At 68.3% G+C, this 17552-nt stretch carries 18 protein-coding genes; 10 read left to right on the top strand and 8 right to left on the bottom strand.

The genetic code is table 11. The annotated features are described in order from the left end of the window. The first annotated feature begins 97 nt into the window (after nucleotides 1–97). The 4 genes from ACFWUU_RS28860 to ACFWUU_RS28845 all read left to right on the top strand — a co-directional run bounded on the left by ACFWUU_RS28860 (nucleotide 98) and on the right by ACFWUU_RS28845 (nucleotide 3760). The gene (locus tag ACFWUU_RS28860; protein WP_380179908.1) at nucleotides 98–1114 is read left to right on the top strand and encodes an acyltransferase family protein; all 1017 of its coding nucleotides are present in this window, start codon (nucleotides 98–100) and stop codon (nucleotides 1112–1114) included. Between the two features lie 57 nt (nucleotides 1115–1171). Further along, nucleotides 1172–1867, top strand: a complete 696-nt coding sequence (locus ACFWUU_RS28855; protein ID WP_380179906.1) for a PadR family transcriptional regulator — start codon at nucleotides 1172–1174, stop codon at nucleotides 1865–1867. 145 nt (nucleotides 1868–2012) lie between these two features. Then, nucleotides 2013–2993, top strand: coding sequence for an ATP-binding cassette domain-containing protein (locus ACFWUU_RS28850; protein ID WP_380179904.1), 981 nt, complete (start codon nucleotides 2013–2015; stop codon nucleotides 2991–2993). Beyond that, entirely contained in the window at nucleotides 2993–3760 is a 768-nt protein-coding gene (locus ACFWUU_RS28845; RefSeq protein ID WP_380179902.1) for an ABC transporter permease, read from the top strand. The genes ACFWUU_RS28850 and ACFWUU_RS28845 overlap by 1 nt, the downstream gene beginning before the upstream one ends. Before the next feature lie 32 nt (nucleotides 3761–3792). On the opposite strand, the gene ACFWUU_RS28840 is transcribed toward ACFWUU_RS28845, so the two are convergent. Next, entirely contained in the window at nucleotides 3793–4857 is a 1065-nt protein-coding gene (locus ACFWUU_RS28840; RefSeq protein WP_380179900.1) for an adenosine deaminase, read from the bottom strand. A 64-nt stretch (nucleotides 4858–4921) separates the two neighbouring features. Here ACFWUU_RS28840 and ACFWUU_RS28835 point away from each other — a divergent pair, with 64 nt between their 5' ends. Both ACFWUU_RS28835 and ACFWUU_RS28830 read left to right on the top strand, forming a co-directional pair. Beyond that, nucleotides 4922–6718, top strand: coding sequence for an ABC transporter ATP-binding protein (locus tag ACFWUU_RS28835; RefSeq protein ID WP_380179898.1), 1797 nt, complete (start codon nucleotides 4922–4924; stop codon nucleotides 6716–6718). Further along, entirely contained in the window at nucleotides 6705–8495 is a 1791-nt protein-coding gene (locus tag ACFWUU_RS28830) for an ABC transporter ATP-binding protein (RefSeq protein WP_380179896.1), read from the top strand. The genes ACFWUU_RS28835 and ACFWUU_RS28830 overlap by 14 nt, the downstream gene beginning before the upstream one ends. Here ACFWUU_RS28830 and ACFWUU_RS28825 read toward each other — a convergent pair. After that, complete coding sequence (locus tag ACFWUU_RS28825; RefSeq protein WP_380179894.1) at nucleotides 8492–8959, bottom strand: nitroreductase family deazaflavin-dependent oxidoreductase; 468 nt, start codon at nucleotides 8957–8959, stop codon at nucleotides 8492–8494. The genes ACFWUU_RS28830 and ACFWUU_RS28825 overlap by 4 nt on opposite strands. 114 nt (nucleotides 8960–9073) lie before the next feature. Between ACFWUU_RS28825 and ACFWUU_RS28820 the strand changes: the two genes are divergently transcribed. Continuing rightward, complete coding sequence (locus tag ACFWUU_RS28820; protein WP_137255768.1) at nucleotides 9074–9760, top strand: TetR/AcrR family transcriptional regulator; 687 nt, start codon at nucleotides 9074–9076, stop codon at nucleotides 9758–9760. Here the strand turns inward: ACFWUU_RS28820 and aat are convergent. Then, nucleotides 9753–10418, bottom strand: coding sequence for a leucyl/phenylalanyl-tRNA--protein transferase (gene aat / locus ACFWUU_RS28815; protein WP_380179892.1), 666 nt, complete (start codon nucleotides 10416–10418; stop codon nucleotides 9753–9755). The genes ACFWUU_RS28820 and aat overlap by 8 nt on opposite strands. Before the next feature lie 207 nt (nucleotides 10419–10625). Here aat and ACFWUU_RS28810 point away from each other — a divergent pair, with 207 nt between their 5' ends. After that, complete coding sequence (locus ACFWUU_RS28810; protein ID WP_380179890.1) at nucleotides 10626–11243, top strand: EcsC family protein; 618 nt, start codon at nucleotides 10626–10628, stop codon at nucleotides 11241–11243. Between the two features lies 1 nt (nucleotide 11244). Here ACFWUU_RS28810 and ACFWUU_RS28805 read toward each other — a convergent pair whose 3' ends face one another. Both ACFWUU_RS28805 and ACFWUU_RS28800 read right to left on the bottom strand, forming a co-directional pair. Then, on the bottom strand, nucleotides 11245–12084 hold the full coding sequence (locus ACFWUU_RS28805) for a helix-turn-helix transcriptional regulator (RefSeq protein WP_380179887.1): 840 nt from the start codon (nucleotides 12082–12084) through the stop codon (nucleotides 11245–11247). Between the two features lie 32 nt (nucleotides 12085–12116). Next, nucleotides 12117–13043 carry a hydroxymethylglutaryl-CoA lyase gene (locus tag ACFWUU_RS28800; protein ID WP_380179884.1) on the bottom strand — a complete coding sequence of 309 codons (927 nt, stop codon included), beginning with the start codon at nucleotides 13041–13043 and terminating at the stop codon, nucleotides 12117–12119. A 56-nt stretch (nucleotides 13044–13099) separates the two neighbouring features. Here ACFWUU_RS28800 and ACFWUU_RS28795 point away from each other — a divergent pair, with 56 nt between their 5' ends. Next, nucleotides 13100–13744: a GNAT family N-acetyltransferase gene (locus tag ACFWUU_RS28795; RefSeq protein WP_380179882.1), complete on the top strand. Its 645-nt coding sequence runs from the start codon at nucleotides 13100–13102 to the stop codon at nucleotides 13742–13744. 78 nt (nucleotides 13745–13822) lie between these two features. On the opposite strand, the gene ACFWUU_RS28790 is transcribed toward ACFWUU_RS28795, so the two are convergent. The 3 genes from ACFWUU_RS28790 to ACFWUU_RS28780 form a co-directional block, all read right to left on the bottom strand. Continuing rightward, nucleotides 13823–14596, bottom strand: a complete 774-nt coding sequence (locus tag ACFWUU_RS28790; RefSeq protein WP_380179880.1) for a metallophosphoesterase family protein — start codon at nucleotides 14594–14596, stop codon at nucleotides 13823–13825. Between the two features lie 104 nt (nucleotides 14597–14700). Beyond that, nucleotides 14701–15954: a hypothetical protein gene (locus ACFWUU_RS28785; RefSeq protein ID WP_380179878.1), complete on the bottom strand. Its 1254-nt coding sequence runs from the start codon at nucleotides 15952–15954 to the stop codon at nucleotides 14701–14703. A gap of 11 nt (nucleotides 15955–15965) precedes the next feature. Next, nucleotides 15966–16742 carry a hypothetical protein gene (locus tag ACFWUU_RS28780; RefSeq protein WP_380179876.1) on the bottom strand — a complete coding sequence of 259 codons (777 nt, stop codon included), beginning with the start codon at nucleotides 16740–16742 and terminating at the stop codon, nucleotides 15966–15968. Nucleotides 16743–16950: 208 nt separating this feature from the next. Here ACFWUU_RS28780 and ACFWUU_RS28775 point away from each other — a divergent pair, with 208 nt between their 5' ends. Next, nucleotides 16951–17502, top strand: coding sequence for a MarR family winged helix-turn-helix transcriptional regulator (locus ACFWUU_RS28775; RefSeq protein ID WP_233714825.1), 552 nt, complete (start codon nucleotides 16951–16953; stop codon nucleotides 17500–17502). The last annotated feature ends 50 nt before the right edge of the window (nucleotides 17503–17552 follow it).

Here is a 17552-nt window from a genome sequence, read left to right as displayed (position 1 = left end):
GTCACAGGGGGGTAACGGTCAGCGATGTGTAACTGGAGTGAGTTTGTCGACGCCGGACCGCCCCCCGGGCAGGACCGCACGCAGGTTGAGCTGGGACGTGGTTCGCGTCGTGGCGGTGCTCGCGGTGATTTTCACGCACGTCACGTATCAAGGCCCGTTCCTGCATCCTGAGCTCGGTGCACCGCTCGGTCGGTACCCGTTCCAGGTCGGCGCGAGCATCCTGCTGGTGATCAGCGCGTACTTCGTCTGCGTGACGATCCGGAAGGGCTCCACGTCACGGTGGCTGTGGCGCCGGGTCTGCCGGGTGCTCCCGCCGTACCTGGTCGCCGTGCTGTTCACCTACACGGTGGTGGTGCTGTTCGGGCCGAGCAACTGGATCCTGCCGACGGGGCGCGATCTGTGGGGCAACCTGACGCTGGCAGCCTCGTTCGACTCGAGCATCCAGCTCATCGACGGCTCGTACTGGACGCTGCCGCTCCAGCTCATGGCGTTCGGCGCGGCCGCCCTGCTCTGGCCGCGGGGACTGGGACCGCGGATCACCACGCTGTTGTGGATCATGATCATCGCGCCGGTGATCCTGCAGTGGAACGACCGGATCGGCCACAGCCCGCTCTGGGTCCAGCAGACCTGGAACGGTCTCGGCCTGCATCGCCTGCAACTGTTCGCGATCGGCATCGCGATCTGGCTCTGGTCGCAGCGGCGGATCGGCGTACTGCACCTCAGCGCGCTGCTGGTCGCGACCGTCTTCGCCCAGCACGCGCACACGGCGGACCTGCCGTCGTCGCTGGGTATCGGGTTGCTGCTCGTGTTCGTCGCGCTCGCCGCGCGAGGTCCGGACTGGACTGCTTTCACCAGATTCAAGCGGCCGATCCAGTTCCTGGCCCGGATCTCGTTCGGGCTGTACCTGCTCAACCAGGTGGTCGGCTACCTGATCGCGTACCGGCTGATGGAACTCGGGGCGGGCCGGCTGACCCAGATCGCCGGCGCCGTGATCGGTGTGATCGCGCTGGCCTGGCTGCTGACGAAGTACGTCGAGGAACCGGCGTACCGCGCTCTCGCCGCGCTCCGGGTCCGCGGGATCGGGGCCCGGGCGTTCGCGTGGCTCAATACTTGACATCGGATACTCGTGACCTAATACTCGATTTCGAGTAATCGAGATCGGGGAGGCCGCATGGCCAGGCGCAAGGTCGGCAATCCGCTGGCGTTCGCGGTGCTCGGGAGTCTGAACGAGCGGCCGATGCACCCGTACGAGATCTCCACGATGCTCAGGGCCCGCGGTAAGGACCAGAGCATCAAGGTCAACTACGGCTCGCTCTACTCGGTCGTGTCGGCGCTGGAGAAGCACGGCTTCATCGAGGCGCTGGAGACGGTCCGGGAGGGCAACCGGCCGGAGCGGACCGTGTACCAGATCACCGCGGCCGGCCAGGCCGAGTTCAACGACTGGCTGACCGAACTGGTCGGCACGCCGTCGCGCGAGTTCCACCCGTTGGAGGCCGGCCTCGCGTATCTCCCCGGTCTGCCGCCGGACCGTGCCGTCGAGCTGCTCGAGCAGCGGCTCGCGGCGGTCGATGCGGAGATCGAGGAAACCACCGCCCTGCACGAACACATGACGTCGATGGACTTTCCTCGGATCTTCTGGGTCGAGTCGGAGTTCCGGCTGGCGCTGCTGAAGGCGGAGTCTGCGTACGTTCACCAACTCGCGGAGGAGATCCGCACCGACAAGCTCGGCGGCGGGGTGTTCTGGCGCCAGGCGTGGAAGCACTTCCTGGAGGACGGCATCAGTCCGGCCGAGCAGTTGAAGGATCCGGTCAAGTACTTCGGTCAGGAGTTCGCCTGGATGAAGGCGGTCCCGCCGGAAGCCCAATAAAAGATGCGGCCCTCGACCCGACGGTGCGGCAACACCAGGGTCAAGGGCCGCGGTTCCTCGAGTCGGTCCGAAGACCTGGCACCCAAGGCGCATCCATCAGGATAGCCAGCCCGGACCGGCTCCCAGCTCACAAGGGAGTCACCTGATGGCTACGCATGCCCTGGAAGCGGTCGACCTGGTCAAGACGTACCCGGCCGGCCGGAAGAAACCACCCCTGCGCGCACTCGACGGTCTGACCGTCAGCGTCCCGGAGGGCGTCGTCCTCGGCCTGCTCGGGCCGAACGGCGCCGGCAAGTCCACCACGGTCAAGATCCTCACCACGCTGTCCCGGGCAGACTCGGGTACGGCGCGGGTCGCCGGGTACGACGTCGTCCGCGACCAGGATCGCGTCCGGCGCTCGATCGGGTACGTACCGCAGAAGTCCAGCTCGGACCCGATGGCGACCGGTCTCGAGAACCTGGTGCTGAGCGGGCGGATCTTCGGCCTGTCCCGGCAGGACGCCGCTCGCCGGGCGACTGAACTGCTGGAGCGATTCGGCCTCGCTGAGCACGGAAGCCGACCGGTGAAGACGTACTCCGGTGGCATGCAGCGCAAGCTGGATGTCGCGCTCGGTCTGGTCCACCAGCCGCGCGTGCTGTTCTTGGATGAGCCGACCACCGGTCTCGACCCGGAGGCGCGCGCCGACCTGTGGAACGAAGTACTCCGGTTGTCCGGTCAGGAAGGGCTGACCGTGCTGCTCACCACGCACTACCTGGAGGAAGCCGACCGGCTGGCCGGTCAGCTCGCGATCGTCGACCACGGCAAGATAGTTGCCGAGGGCACCCCTGAGGCGTTGAAGTCGGCTCTGCGAGGTGACTCGGTGCAGGTCGAGCTGGTGGATCCGGATACTGATGGTTCTGTGGGCACGTTGCTGAAGCAGTTGCCCGGTGTCGGCGAGATTGTTGTCGAGGGCAACACTCTGCGCGCGCGGGTGGATCGCGGAGCGACTGCGGTTCCCGCCGTACTGGGAGTCCTTGAGGACAAGGCGATTCCGGTGGTTGCGGTCACGGTGTCGCGTCCTTCGCTGGACGACGTGTACCTGCAGCACACCGGCCGTTCGTTCCGGGTTGCTGAGGAGGCGGCGTGATGTCGACACATACAGCTCTGGTCTTCGGTCGGTGGACGCGGGCGTCGTACCGGCAGCCGGCGTTGATCGCGTTCACGTTGATCCAGCCGGCGATCTGGTTGCTGCTGTTCGGGCAGTTGTTCCAGGGCGTCGTACGCATCCCGGGCTTCGGTGACTCGTCGTACATCGCGTTCCTGACGCCGGGGATCGCGATGATGACCGCGTTGATGACCAGCGGCTGGAGCGGTACGGCGTTCATCCAGGACATGGAGCGCGGCGTGATGGACCGGCTGCTGGCGTCACCGGTGAGCCGCGGCGGGTTGATGGCGGGGCAGCTGCTCAGCAACGCCTCGACGACGTTGATCCAGACGATCCTGGTGTTCGCGATCGGCTTCGCCGCGGGAGCTCGGTACGACGGTGGCGTCGGCGGCTACCTGATCACGATCGTCGCGTCGATGCTGATCGGGACGGCCTTCGGGTCGCTGTCGAACGCGGTCGCGTTGCTGACCCGGCAGCAGGAGGCGCTGATCGGGATCTCGCAGTTCGTCTCGCTGCCGCTGACCTTCATGTCGTCGATCATGATCGACCCCTCGGTGGCACCGCACTGGGTCAACGTCGCGGCCCGCTACAACCCGGTCGACTGGGCCACGATCGCCGCCCGCGAGTCCCTGGCCGCTTCACCGGACTGGTCATCGGTCTGGCGGCACAGCGCCTATCTGCTGGCTTTCACCTTGGTAGTCGGCTGGCTGTCGACGCGGGCCTTCAGGACCTACCAACGGTCAGTGTGAGGCGTACCGAACCTCTCCTCCCCCTCCTTCCTTCAGTTCGAGGCGTACCAAGGCTTGATCACGTTGTCGATCAGCGCGAGGCGTTCGTCGAACGGGATGAAGGCGGACTTCATCGCGTTGATCGCGAACCAGCGGAGGTCGGCGAGGTCGTAGCCGAAGGCCTCGGCGAGCAGGGCGAGCTCGCGGCTCATCGACGTACCGCTCATCAGGCGGTTGTCGGTGTTGACCGTGACCCGGAAACGCAGCTTGGCGAGCAGGCCGATCGGGTGTTCGGCGATCGACGCGGCCGCGCCGGTCTGCAGGTTCGAGCTCGGGCACATCTCCAGCGGGATCCGCCGGTCCCGGACGTACGCCGCGAGCAGCCCGAGCTCGGCCTTCTCGCCTGCCTCGTCGTACGTGATGTCGTCGATGATGCGTACGCCGTGACCGAGCCGGTCGGCACCGCACCACTGGATCGCCTGCCAGATCGACGGGAGACCGAACGCCTCGCCGGCGTGGATGGTGAAGTGCGCGTTCTCGCGCTGCAGGTACTCGAACGCGTCCAGGTGCCGGGTGGGAGGGTAACCCGCTTCGGCGCCGGCGATGTCGAACCCGACCACGCCGGCATCCCGGTACCTGACCGCGAGCTCGGCGATCTCCATCGACCGCGCCTTGTGCCGCATCGCGGTCAGCAGCTGCCGCGCGACGATCGGCCGGTCCGCGACCGCCGTACCGTGCTCGAACCCTTCCCGGACCGCATCCACGACCTGCTCGAGCGTCAGCCCGCGGGTCAGATGCTGCTCGGGCGCGTACCGAACCTCGGCGTACACCACGCCGTCCGCGGCAAGATCCTGCACACACTCGCTCGCCACCCGCGTGATCGCCTCGGCCGTCTGCATCACGGCGACCGTGTGGTCGAACGTCTCCAGATACCGCTCCAGCGACCCGGAGTCCGCCGACTCGACGAACCACGCCCCCAGCGCCGGCGCATCGGTCCGCGGCAGCGGATGCCCGATCTCCCGCGCCAGCTCCAGCACCGTCTCTGGCCTCAGGCCCCCGTCAAGGTGGTCGTGCAGGAGGACCTTGGGCGCCGCGTTCAGCTGCTCCGGAGTGATCATCCAGCCATAGTGCCATCCGGCAAACGTTCAAGAATTCGTCGGCGGGCGGTGGCATGGTGAGGGGATGGTGAAGCGGCTGCGTCGGCGACCTGAGTGGGAGTTCTTCGGTGTCCTGCCGCGCGCTGATCCGAAGCTGGCCTTGGCCTGGTGGGGGTTGCTGCTGACGCGGGGCGCTTTGCCTGCGGTGTTTGCGATCGCCATGGGGTTGGTGGTTGGGGCGGTGCAGCATGGGGATGCGTTGGCGGGGCCGTTGAGTTTGATGGGCGTGACGTTCATCCTCCTGCAGGTTCTGACGCCGGTGCATCAGGCGGTCAGCGCCAACCTCGGCAGCCGGGTGTCGGCGTACCTGAACGACAGGCTGGCGGAGGCTTGTGTCGGGCCGCCGGGGATCGGCCACCTCGAGGACCCGGGTCTGAGTGAGGACCTGACGGTTGCGCGGGAGTTCGATCACGGGCAGACCGGGCCGCCGATGTATCTGAACGTCGACTTCGTCGCGGGCAGTCTGGTGGAGCTGGTCGGCGGGATCGCCTCCGCGGTGGTGTTGTTCGGGTTCAGCTGGTGGGCGCCGCTGCTGCTGGTTGCCGCGTGGGCGTCGACGCACTGGTTGCTGCGCGAGAGCGGGGTCTGGAAGGACCGGAACACGGCCGAGGTCCGATCGGCGCAGCGGCATGCCAACTACGCGTACCAGTTGGCGGTCGAGCCGGATCCGGCGAAGGAGCTGCGGCTGTTCGGCCTCGCGGACTGGACCGTGCAGCGCTTCACCGATCGGCGCCGCCGGCTGTTCGAGTTGCAGTACGCCGCAACTCGTTTGCGGGAGCGGCCAATGATCTGGAGCTTGCTGATCATCGCCGTCGCCAACGGCGTCGTCTTCTGGGCGCTCGGCGCGGCGGCGATCGGCGGCCGGCTGGAGCTCGACCGGCTGGTCGTGTTCGCCCAGGTCGCGATCGGCGTCGGCATGATCGCGTTCGGCGGACTCAACTGGGCGCTCGACGGAGCGGCCGCGCCGGTTGCCGCCGTACACCGTCTCGAGCCTGCGATGGCGCCGGCCGGTGCGCTGACCCCCGGGAGGCTGACAGTTCCGCGGGGCGCTGTCGAGCTCGATCTCCGAGGGCTGAGCTTCCGTTATCCACATGCGGATCGGCCGGTCTTCGACGGGCTGGATCTGACCATCCCGGCCGGGTCGTCGCTGGCCGTCGTCGGGCAGAACGGCGCGGGCAAGACCACGCTGGCCAAACTGCTCTGCAGGTTGTACGACCCCGATTCCGGGACCATCCGCGTGGACGGAACCGACCTGCGCGACCTCGACGTCGACGCCTGGCGCACCCGGGTCGCCGCGGTCTTCCAGGACTTCCTCAAGCTCGAGCTGCCGCTGCGGGACAACGTCGCGCCCGGCGGCGCTCCCGAGGCAGACATTCGCGCTGCGCTGGTCGACGCCGGCGCCGACGACCTGGCCGACCTGGATACCCGGCTGGCCACGGGGTACGGCGATGGCACCGATCTGTCCGGCGGCCAATGGCAGCGGGTCGCGTTGGCGCGGGCGCTGTGCGCAGTACGGCAGGGCGCTGGTCTCGTACTGCTCGACGAACCGACCGCCCAGCTGGACGTTCGCGGCGAGGCGGCGATATTCGACCGGATCCTGACCGCGACCCGCGATGTCACCACGATCCTCATCTCGCACCGGTTCTCGACGGTCCGGCATGCCGACCGGATCTGCGTCCTCGAGCACGGCCGGGTCGTCGAGCTCGGCAGCCACGACGAGCTGATGCTGCTCGGCGGGCGGTACCGGACGATGTTCGAGTTGCAGGCCAAGCGCTTCACGGCCGAGGTCGACGAGGAAGGGCTCAGCTATGACACGCTCTGAAGTCGACGAGCCGAAGGCCCTCGCCGCGATGTGGCGGCTCTGCAAGCTGGGCTACCAGCACGAGCCCTGGCTGTTGGTCGCTGCCTTCCTGATGACGCTGCTGGCCGCACTCCCCGATGCCCTGCTCGCGTTGTGGCTCAAGATCCTCGCCGACGGCGTACTGGCCGACGACCGGCGCGCGACCCTGCTCGCCGCGACCGGCCTCGCGGTGTCGGTGACGGCGACCTGGTTGCTGCGGACCCTGTCGACCCGGATCTCCCGGCGCTTCCGCGACCGCGTCACGATCATGCTCGAAGCGCACGTCGCGCGATTGCAGGCGTCCGTCGCCACCGTCGAGCATCACGAACGCCGCGACTACCTCGACCGCCTGTCCGTACTGCGCAAACAGGTGTTCGTGCTCGACCACATGTACATGTCGCTGTTCTCGACCTGTGGCTGGATCCTGCGCCTCGGCGTCACCGTCGTCCTGCTGATGTCGATCAGTCCGGTCCTCGCGCTCCTGCTGGTGTTCGCGCTGCCGACAGTCGTCAGCTCGAGCTGGCGGCCCGGCGTCGAGCGTCAGGTCGAGGAGCAGTACGCCACTCACAGCCGCCTGGCCGATCACTTGTTCAAGACCGCGACGACACCCGCGCCGGGCAAGGAGGTTCGCGTCATCGGCATCGGGCGTGACCTGGTGGAGAACCGTCGCCGCGAGTGGGAGCAGTGGTACGGGCCGATCGCTTCCGCGCGTTGGGTCAGTGCCGCGTGGCATGCCGTTGCCTGGGCGATCTTCGGCGCGGCGTATGTCGGTGCGGTGTTGTTCGTCGCGACCGGGCTGCACGGCTCGGTCGGCAACGTGTTGCTGATCCTCGCGGCCGGCGCGCGGTTGTCGTCGTACATCGGAGCGACGGTCGGCGAGATCGGCTTCCTGCGCGGGATCTGGCTGGACGGATCGCGGCGGCTGGTGTGGCTGGAGAACTACGCGGCCTCGCTCGATCGCACTGCCGACCTTCCTGCACCTGAGCGCCTCACCGACGGCATCCAGCTGGACCACGTCTCGTTCACGTACGCCGGATCCGAGCGGCCGGCGTTGGAGGACGTCAACCTGAAACTGCCCGCAGGCAAGGTGATTGCGGTCGTCGGTGAGAACGGTGCGGGCAAGTCCACGCTGGTGAAACTCATCTGCAAGCTGTACGAGCCGACCGACGGACACGTGCTGCTCGACGATCAGCCGCTGGACCGGATATCGACCGAGGCGTGGCGGGAGAAGATCGCGGGCGCGTTCCAGGACTTCTTCCGGTTCGAGTTCCGCGCGGCGCACAGCGTCGGACTAGGTGACCTGCCGCGGCTGGACGACGTACCGGCTGTGACGACTGCTGTCGGACGGGCCGGCGCTGAGGATGTGCTGGAGCGGCTCGAGTCGGGGTTGGACACCCAGCTCGGTTCTACCTGGCCGGACGGGGCGGAGATCAGTTTCGGTCAGTGGCAGAAGCTGGCGCTGGCGCGCGGCTTCATGCGGGACCGGCCGCTGCTGCTCGTCCTCGACGAGCCGACCGCTGCGCTCGACGCGGAGACCGAGCACGCGCTCTTCGAGCGGTACGCGGCGGCAGCCAAGGACAGCGCGGACGGCCGGATCACGATCCTGGTCTCGCACCGGTTCTCGACGGTACGGATGGCCGATCAGATCGTGGTCCTCGACGGCGCCCGGGTGGTCGAGACCGGTACGCACGACGAGCTGATCGCCCTCGACGGGCAGTACGCCGAGCTGTACCGGATCCAGGCCGCGTCGTACCACTAGCTGATCTTGAAGACCGGGACGCCGGGGGCGATGTGGTGGAGGACCTCGTCGGGGGAGTTCTTGGTGACGTCGCCGCTGAAGAACGTGCCGACCTCCCAGGCCCACTTCTTCAGGTACAGCCGGAGCGCCGGGATCTTGTCGGCGTCGGCGAGCTCCTCGGCGCGGAACGTCTCAACCTTGCCGCCGAGCTGAAGGCGGCCGGTGCCGCTGGCGCGCAGGTTCTTCACCCACTGGGTGTGGCCGCGCGGTGCGACCAGGTAGCGCTGGCCGTCGACGACGAGCAGGTTCACCGGCGTACTGCGCCACTCGCCGGACTTGCGGCCCTGCACCGACAGCACCCGGCTGCCCATCAGGCTCAGACCCAGCTTCGTCATCCGGGCGACGATCTTGTTGAACACCCGCATGCTGCCCTCGGAGGCGGTGATGACGCGCTTGTTGTCGTAGGTCTGCTTGTACTCAGTCATGGCGGTGAACTCTTTCTGCTTTGCGAGAGCGGTGCTCTCTGTTGTGATCAGTGAACATCAGATCGCTGCTCACTGTCAAGAGCACTGCTCTCGATTCTGTGGCACACTGGCTGCATGAACGCCGGACGTACTGCCCGTGAACGTGCCCGGGCCGAGCTGACCGAGGAGATCAAGGGCGCCGCACGCCGGCAGCTCGCGACCGTCGGGGCGGAGGCGCTGTCGCTGCGCGCGGTCTCCCGCGAGCTCGGCATGGTCTCGTCGGCGCTGTACCGGTACTTCCCGAGCCGCGACGAGCTGCTGACCGCGTTGATCATCGACGCGTACGACGCGCTCGGGTCAGCCGCCGAGGCCGCTGCCGGCGGTGACGACCTGCTCTCGGAGTGGGTCTCGATCTACGGCGCCGTCCGGGATTGGGCGCGCGCTCATCCACAGGAGTACGCGTTGATCTACGGCTCGCCGATCAGCGGCTACAAGGCTCCGCAGACCACGGTCGAGCCTGCGATCCGAGTGCCGCTACTGCTGCTCGGGCTGCTGCAGCGGGCTCAGGCCTCAGGCCGGCTGGTGCCGCCGGCCGATGCGCCATCACCTTCAGGGTTGCTGGCGCAGCAGGCTGAGGTCCTGGTGGCGTTGGCGCCGGATGTGCCGCCGGCGGTGCTGGTGCGGACGGTGATCGTGTGGACGCAGCTGTTCGGCATGATCAGCTTCGAACTGTTCGGTCAGCTCGTCGGCTCGATGGACCCGGCCGACGAGTTCTTCGAGTCGGCGTCGCGCCAGATGGCCGCGTTCGTCGGACTTACATGAACGCCTTCGGCAGCGGTACGTCGATGGCGCGCGCGACCCGGCGTACGTAGGTCTCCCGCGGGATCGACACCGCGCCGAGGGTGGCGAGGTGGTCGGTGACCCACTGGATGTCGAAGACGCGGTCGGCGGCGTACTCGTCGTCCAGCAGCTCGATCGTCCCGGCGACGGCCGCCTTCGAGCCGTCGGTCTTGTGGTGAAACATCGACTCGCCCGCGAACAGCCCGCCGATCGCGACGCCGTACAACCCGCCGGCCAGCTCGTCGCCGTCCCAGGCCTCCACCGAGTGCACCCAGCCGAGCCGATGCAGCTCGGTGTACGACGCGATGATGTCGCGATCGATCCACGAACCGGGCCGGCGCGGATCCGCACACGCGCGGATCACCTGGTCGAACGCCGTGTTCACCCGGATCTCGAACTTCGCCCGGGCCCGCCGCAACGAGCGAGACCGTTGATAGCCCGCGATGTCGATCACACCACGGTCGACCGGCGACCACCACAGGATCGAGCCGCGGTGGTCCGGCATCGGGAACAACCCCCGCCGGTACGCCGCCAGCACGGTGCCCGGCGCCAGGTCCGCACCGCCCGCAACCACGTCGCTCGCCCCCGCGACCCCCACGGGCGGGAACTCCCATTGGGTCGGGACAGGTTCAACTGGCACGAGACCATCCTGGACTACGTCTCACCTAGGGGACACCAAGGGTTTCTCCCGAGTGGCGGGGATCGGGGAGGCACGTACAGTTGAAGCACGTCCGGGTTCTCCACGTGGGGCCGGGCGGGAAGGAGCACCGTGGCCGGAGTAGCCAGGTTTGTCGCCAGTAGTCTCGCGCCCGCCGCCCAGAGGTTCGCGCCGGCGGCCGCGGGTGGTGTGCTGCGTCAGATTCTCGAGATCGCGATCGACGGGTACCAGCGGTTCCCCGGCGCGGAGCGGGTCGCGGAGAACAAGCTCGAGCGATGCGGCGGTAGCACGGACGTCGCCATCGAGGCTGTGATCGACCAGCACATCCGGCTGGCCGGGGTACAGGGCTTCGCCACCGGCCTCGGCGGTCTCGTCACGCTCCCAGTCTCGTTGCCTGCAAACCTGACCGGTATCGCGATCGTGCAGGCCCGGATGGTGGCTGCGATCGCCCACTTGCGCGGGTACGACCTGGACGATCCCCGGGTCCGGACCGCGGTCATCACCTGCCTGCTGGGCGAGGAGGGCGTGGCCGACCGGCTGAAGAAGTCGAGCCTGCCGACATCGCCGCTCGCGATCGCGACCGCCCCGGTGTTCGATCCCGAGCTGGATCGTCACGTGTCGAACGAGGTCGTCGCCGAGCTGATCGCACGGATCAGCGGCAAGAAGATGGCGCTCACGATCACCCGCCGGATCCCGCTGCTCGGCGGTGCGGTCGGCGCCGGCGTGGACGGCTGGTCGACGTACCGCGTCGGTCAGTTCGCCGACAAGAGCTTGATCCGCCGGATCCGTCCGTCGATCGAGCCCTGATCTAGGCCGATTGGTCGACCCGCTCGCGGCGCGTGAGCGGGAGTTTGGCACGGGTGTCCTCGTCGGCCGGCGTCTCGACGAAGAGGACGAGGTCCGGGTGGGCCGGGATGGCCAGCTCGGTGACGGTGAACTGCAGTTCGCCGACGGCGGGGTTCACGATACGGCGGTGTCGCGGCGTACAGGCGGCGACCTCGTGGCGGGACCAGAGTTGGGTGAACTCGGGGCTGATCGCCTGCAGTCGCTCGAGGTCGGTCTCCCAGTCCGGGTCGCCGATGTGTTCGGCGTACGCCGAGCGCAGGCGACCGACGATGTACGGGACCTCGGTGTCGTAGTTGAGCAGCTGGGCGCGGGCGGCGGGCTCGGTGATGATGCACCAGAGCACGTTCTTGTGGATGCAGGGCAGCTGGTGCCAGTCGTGGAACAGGTCGTTGTACGCACGGTTCGCCCGGATGATGTCGAACCGGGTGTTGGTGATCACCGCGGGCAACGGGTCGAGCGCCTCCACGATCTCGACGAACACGGCCTCGCTGGCGCAATCCGTCGTACGCGGCAACCGCATCGGGGTCGCCTCGGCCAGCCGGTAGAGGTGTTCGCGCTCGACCGGGCTGAGTTTGAGCGTCGTTGCAACGGCGTCGAGCACCTGACCGCTCGCGTTGATCGGCCGGCCCTGCTCGAGCCACGTGTACCAAGTCACGCCTACGCCGGCGAGCTGCGCCAACTCCTCACGCCGCAATCCAGGCGTACGTCGGCGCCCGCCGCCGGGCAGCCCGACATCCTCAGGAGCTACCCGCGCCCGACGCGCCTTCAAGAACTCTCCGAGCTCAGCCCGCTGCGCACTCACCCCACCAGTCTGAGATGCGCCACCGACAGTTTTCAGCCGGCGAGCGCCTGTACGACGCGGCTGGGCGACGGCTTGCCCAGCTGTTTGGCCATCCACGCGCTCGTGGTCACCAGCTTCTCCAGGTCGACGCCGGTCTGGATGCCCAGGCCGTCGAGCTGCCAGAGGAGGTCTTCGGTGGCGAGGTTGCCGGTCGCGCTTTCGGCGTACGGGCAGCCGCCGAGACCGCCGGCGGAGCTGTCGACCGTGGTGACACCCTCGCGGAAGGCAGTGAGGGTGTTGGCGAGAGCCTGGCCGTAGGTGTCGTGGAAGTGCACCGCCAGCTTGTCCACGCCCACCCCGGTCTGACCGAACGCTGTGAGCAGCGCGGTGACCTGGCCGGGGGTTGCGACGCCGATCGTGTCGCCGAGGGACAGCTCGTGGCAGCCGAGATCGACCAGACGCGCGCCGACCTTCACCACCTGGTCGATCGGTACGTCACCCTCCCACGGGTCGCCGTAGCACATCGAGACGTAGCCGCGGACCGTCAAGCCTTCGGCCAGCGCCCGCTGGACGGTCGGGGTGAACATCGCGAACTGGTCGTCGAGCGTGGAGTTGAGGTTCTTCGCCGCGAACGTCTCGGTCGCGCTGGCGAAGATCGCGATCTCGCGTACGCCGGCCGCGAGCGCCCGGTCCAGGCCGCGCTCGTTCGGGACCAGCACCGGGGCGCGGACGCTGTCGGGCAGGTCGAGCTGCTCGAGCAGTTCGGCGGCGTCGGCCAGCTGGGGGACCCACTTCGGGTGCACGAAACTCGTCGTCTCGACAGTTGTCAGCCCGGCCTCGACCAGTCGGTTGATGAACTCGGCCTTGACCGCGACGTCGACGATCGCCGACTCGTTCTGCAGTCCGTCCCGCGGCCCGACCTCGTAGATCGTGACCCGGTCCGGCAACCCCTCGGCCTTCACCAGCTGCGGTTTCCGCATCGTGCTGCCTCCGTGGCGTCTGAGCGTGACACGGGATCTCCGCGACAATGCTCGTGATGACAACTCTTGCTGACATTCTGCGCGGCGTCGAAAACGGCGTCTTCCCGGCCCCGGACCTCGGCGTCAGCGTCGTACCGGCGCCGTCGGAGCGCGAGTCCGCCGTGGTCGCGTTCACCGGCCACATCGTCATCGCCGCCGATGTCAGCGCTTCGTGGGTCGCCGAACGCCTACCGGCCGGCGACCTGGCCGCACCGACGAACCCGCCGTTCCTCACCGCCCTGGCCGAGCTGACGGGCCGACACGTCAGCTCCAACGACGCGATGCTCGTCGCCCCCGCCATCACCGACCCGGCGAAACGCGCCGCCGCCATCAAGGACCTCACCGTCCTCACCGACCACGATCACCCCCGCGTCCAGCGGGCGCTGGAGTATCGAACCGACGTGTATGTGTACGGCGACGTACACGGCGGGCTCGTCATCACCGGCCACGGCCTGGCCGGCCGGATCGAATGCGCCATCGAACTCCCCGACGCCCACCACAATCAGGGCCTCGGCCGCCATCTGGCCCGCGCCGCCCGAGCCCTGATCCCGCCGAACAGCTCGATCTGGGCCCAGATAACCCCCGGCAACGCCGCCTCCCTCCGAGCCTTCCTGGCCGCGGGCTACAAGCCGGTCGGGTCCGAGGCATTGTTGGTCAAGTGACCATCAGGTGAACAGGCAGCAGATTGTTGCTTGCAGCACCGAATTCACAGCTGTGGACAAACCTGGGGATAGCTGGGGTCAGGGCCGTCGGTGGTAGCCGAAGTCCGTGTTGTTGTAGAGGTCGGTGCGGTAGATGCCGTGGATGATTTCGGCTTCGTAGCCGTCCAGTTCCGGCATTCCGAGCTCGCGGGCGACAGCCAGCTCGGCGTGGGCGTCGTACGGGACCCGGAGGAACTGGACCGAGAACGGCGCAGGATCGGGTGAGTCGATGAAGCCTTCGAGGATCACGTAGAGCGGGGTCGGGTCGCCGAGGTTGTTGCCGACCGAGCCGGTGTTGAAGAGGGTGCGGCCGCGGTCCTCCTCGTAGTACGCGTCGTGGATGTCGGCGTACCCCACGACCGACGGCACGGGCCCGTCGCCGGTGGCCGGCGTGTTCTCGAAGAAGCTCAGGTGCTGCGGTTCGTCGTGATCGAACGAGATGCGGTGGTGAACGCTCTTCGAGGAGGCGTGGAACAGGCGGACCTGGCGGCCGCTCATCAGGAAGTCGTGGGAGAACGGCAGCGCTCGGAGCCAGGTCCACTGGTCCTCGCGCAGTTCGTTCTTCCACCACCTCAGCGCTTCGCGGTCGTCGACGCGGTCGGGATCGGGGAGGAGGTCGTCCCAGTTCCCGAGGAGGTTCACCTCGCAGACCTCGCGGCACCGGTCCACCACCGCCTGGCCCCGCGGTCCCTTGCCGACGTAGTCGCCGAGGTTGAAGATCCGGGTGATCCCTCGCGCCGAGATGTCCGCCAGGACCGCCTCCAACGCCGTCAGGTTCCCGTGCACGTCGGAGATCAGCGCAATCCGGTCCATCGCATCATGCTTTCACCCGCCGGGCCGACCGACCGGCGCCGGCCCGACGGGCTGGGCCAGGCGCAACGGCTGAGCCGGGCCCACGGGCTGGGCCGGGGGTGGGATCACCTGGCGCCGGTTGGGCCTACGGGTTCGGGGGTGCGTTGTTGTGCCGGTGAGTGCGAGCGTGAGCGGCCGGACATCGGGCCGTGGGCGGAGGCCGGGGTGATCGCGCCGCCTCCGGACTCGCCGGCCGAGTGCGCCGCTGCTCCGGCGACGGAGCCTCCGACCTTCCGAGCGGCCGCGAGGCCGATACCCGCAGGGCCGGCGACGGCTCCGGCCGCCTTGGCTCCGACGGCCGTCGCACCGGTCGCGCCGGTCGCACCCGCACCGGCACCAGCTGCGGCAGCGCTTCCGGCAGAGCTCCCCCGTCCGCCGAACCCTGCGCCGGAGCTGCCGACGTTGACCGCACCGGTCGCCATCCCACCGGGGTCGGCGACCGAACTGCCCATCCCCGCGCTTCCGCCGGCCGCCGCCGCGGTGACCGGAACCATGAACCGCATCAGCGCCGGCAGCGCGAAGATCGCCAGCACCAGCATCATCATCCCGGCCATCGCCTGCATCACGGCGTCGCTCGAGCTCGAGGCGCTGTCGTGCCCCATCTTCATCGCCGCCGCGTAGACCAGCGCCGCCGCCGGCTTGTAGGCGACGAACGCCAGCGACCAGCCACAGAACTTCTTGAACCACGTTCGCCCGATCTCGGTGTTGGTCGCGGCGGCGGCCAACGGGAACGCGCCTGCGAGCAGCACCAGCATCGCGGAGCGGATCAGCATCAGCACGATCTGGACCGCCGAGGCGACGATCACCGCCAGGCCGGTCATGATGGCGACGAACCCGGGCATCGAAGTGGCGAACAACTCATGGGGCGAGCTGCCGCCGAACGCCGTCTGCAGCTTGATGCCGCCGGCGACGTGATTGATGATGCCGACCGAGAACGCGTCCGACCACGACGCCAGCACCTGCAGAGTGGCCGTCCCGGCCGCTCCCACCACCACGAAGGTCACGACAGCCTTCAGCAGCTCCTGCAGTGGTCGCGCCCGCTGCTCCCAGGCGATCCGCATGCCGGCCACGAGCACGGCGACGACGAACACGGCCGCCGTGACACTGAGCAGGTTGCTCTGCAGGAAGTCGACCGTGCCGCTGTTCGTCCAGGAGTCGCCGTGCTCCTTGGCGAGCAGGTCCGTGGTGTCGGGCTTCAGCCAGAAGGTCATCGCGTTCAGCGTGTTCAGCGCGCCATCCGTGACCGCCTGCTCGAGCTGGTCCATCGCGCTGGTGGCGACGGACTGGAAGCCGTCCTGGATGTAACAACCGAGGTCCATTTTTCCGCACATCAGACACCACTCCAGGCAACGAAGTCGGACAGGTCACGGTGCTGGGAGAACGGCGCGCCCACCGGCTCGCCCGCCGCCGGTGGTTGCAGGAGCCAGTCGCCGTCATGCCAGACGAGCGTCAGCGTGAGGCTCATGTACGCCGTGTTGACCGACGTGGCGAGCATCAAGCTGACGCGGTCCGGGCCGGCGTCGATCACGCGGTACCCGGCGAGCTGCGGCACGGTGTACCCGCTGGCCGACTGGTCGGTCTGCAGCTCGCGGATCAGCGCGTCCGTCCCCGGGCCGGGCACCATCAGCTTGCGCGCCGTGGCGACCACCTTGTCCTGGTCGGCCATCGCGGCGTACGCGCTGTAGGCGGCGTACACAGCCCCGGTCGGTGAGTGCGCGAAGCAGCGGCGGAACCCGTCGGCGTCGGTCTTCGCCGGGCCGAACCCGGACGAACGCGGTACGACGATGCGGCTGCTCACCTCCCAACCGTCCACGGCGGGCGGCTGCTGCGGCACCGACTGATCGCCGGCTGCGCGGTTGCAGCCGCCGGACTTGGCCGGCCGCGCGCCGGCCGGGGTCGCAGGCACGGCCGGCTCCCCGCCGCCAGGCTCGGTCGCCGGGACCGTCGGCACAACGGCTTGCTGCTGGGCCTGAGCCGGGGCGGCGCCGGAGGACGTCAGATTCCCGATCAGCAGGACCGCGCCGCAGAGCACCACCGCGCCGATGACGATGCTCGCCGCGATGAACCCGCGGCCGAACGGTGACTGTTCTTCGCTGGTGTCGCTCATCTGACTCCCCGATCCGCCGGTGGACAACCTCACGGCAGAAGCCTGGCAAAAATCGCGGGACCGCCGCGGAAGTTATCCACAGGCACCCTCACTCCGCGCTAGACCAGATGCTCCGTTACGCTCAGAGGTCTTGCGATGGCGGGTCGATCTGTAGCCGAAGGGTCACCCCGTGTAGCGAAGTGACCTAGTCAGCTAATAGAGTCCGCGCATGACCATCGCGCCTTCGCTTTGCTCGCCCCTAGCGCTCGCCGATGCAGAACCCACTCGCGCCGCCGAACCCTGGGAAAGCGACGTGCTGACGGCCTACGGGCTGCTGCGAGAAGCAGCAGCCGAGCTGGATCACCTGATGCGCCATTCTCTGAAGCGCAGTGGACTGCAAATGGCAATGTTCGAACTGTTGCTGCGGCTTGCCCGCAGCCACGGTGAGAAGCAGCGTTTGACCTCGCTTGCCCGGGAGTTGACCGTCACCACCGGCGGCATCACCCGGCTGGTCGACCGAGCCGAGAACCTCGGGCTGGTACGCCGGGAGCCCTGTCCCGACGACGCCCGCGGCTCGTTCGCAGTCCTGACCGAGGAGGGGAAGCGGCGGTTGCGCGAAGCACTGCCGGACCACCTGCTCGAGATCGACAGCCTCTGGATGTCCCAGTTGGCCGACGAGCGGGATCTCGTCCTCGGCCGGCTCCGCCGGGTCCGGGACAACGCCCGCCGCTGGCCGAACGGCCGTCCGGGGCTCGGACCCATCACCCCTGATCGAATCTGAGATCAAGCATTACCCGCGACTAACGAATGAGGCGCCCGGCTGGTGTCGGG

Origin of the sequence: Kribbella sp. NPDC058693, from assembly GCF_042715335.1 — a bacterium.
GTDB classification, from domain to species: Bacteria; Actinomycetota; Actinomycetes; order Propionibacteriales; family Kribbellaceae; genus Kribbella; species Kribbella jiaozuonensis.
This window is presented reverse-complemented; position numbering and strand designations above follow the sequence as displayed.

Bases quoted from the DNA above. Each gene is read 5' to 3' on its own strand.
- ACFWUU_RS28850 (WP_380179904.1), top strand. From the start codon at position 2,013: ATGGCTACGCATGCCCTGGAAGCGGTCGACCTGGTCAAGACGTACCCG.
- ACFWUU_RS28800 (WP_380179884.1), bottom strand. From the start codon at position 13,043: ATGCGGAAACCGCAGCTGGTGAAGGCCGAGGGGTTGCCGGACCGGGTC.
- ACFWUU_RS28825 (WP_380179894.1), bottom strand. From the start codon at position 8,959: ATGACTGAGTACAAGCAGACCTACGACAACAAGCGCGTCATCACCGCC.
- ACFWUU_RS28835 (WP_380179898.1), top strand. From the start codon at position 4,922: ATGGTGAAGCGGCTGCGTCGGCGACCTGAGTGGGAGTTCTTCGGTGTC.
- ACFWUU_RS28845 (WP_380179902.1), top strand. From the start codon at position 2,993: ATGTCGACACATACAGCTCTGGTCTTCGGTCGGTGGACGCGGGCGTCG.
- ACFWUU_RS28840 (WP_380179900.1), bottom strand. From the start codon at position 4,857: ATGATCACTCCGGAGCAGCTGAACGCGGCGCCCAAGGTCCTCCTGCAC.
- ACFWUU_RS28830 (WP_380179896.1), top strand. From the start codon at position 6,705: ATGACACGCTCTGAAGTCGACGAGCCGAAGGCCCTCGCCGCGATGTGG.
- ACFWUU_RS28780 (WP_380179876.1), bottom strand. From the start codon at position 16,742: ATGAGCGACACCAGCGAAGAACAGTCACCGTTCGGCCGCGGGTTCATC.
- ACFWUU_RS28785 (WP_380179878.1), bottom strand. From the start codon at position 15,954: ATGGACCTCGGTTGTTACATCCAGGACGGCTTCCAGTCCGTCGCCACC.
- ACFWUU_RS28775 (WP_233714825.1), top strand. From the start codon at position 16,951: ATGACCATCGCGCCTTCGCTTTGCTCGCCCCTAGCGCTCGCCGATGCA.
- ACFWUU_RS28855 (WP_380179906.1), top strand. From the start codon at position 1,172: ATGGCCAGGCGCAAGGTCGGCAATCCGCTGGCGTTCGCGGTGCTCGGG.
- ACFWUU_RS28790 (WP_380179880.1), bottom strand. From the start codon at position 14,596: ATGGACCGGATTGCGCTGATCTCCGACGTGCACGGGAACCTGACGGCG.
- ACFWUU_RS28820 (WP_137255768.1), top strand. From the start codon at position 9,074: ATGAACGCCGGACGTACTGCCCGTGAACGTGCCCGGGCCGAGCTGACC.
- ACFWUU_RS28795 (WP_380179882.1), top strand. From the start codon at position 13,100: ATGACAACTCTTGCTGACATTCTGCGCGGCGTCGAAAACGGCGTCTTC.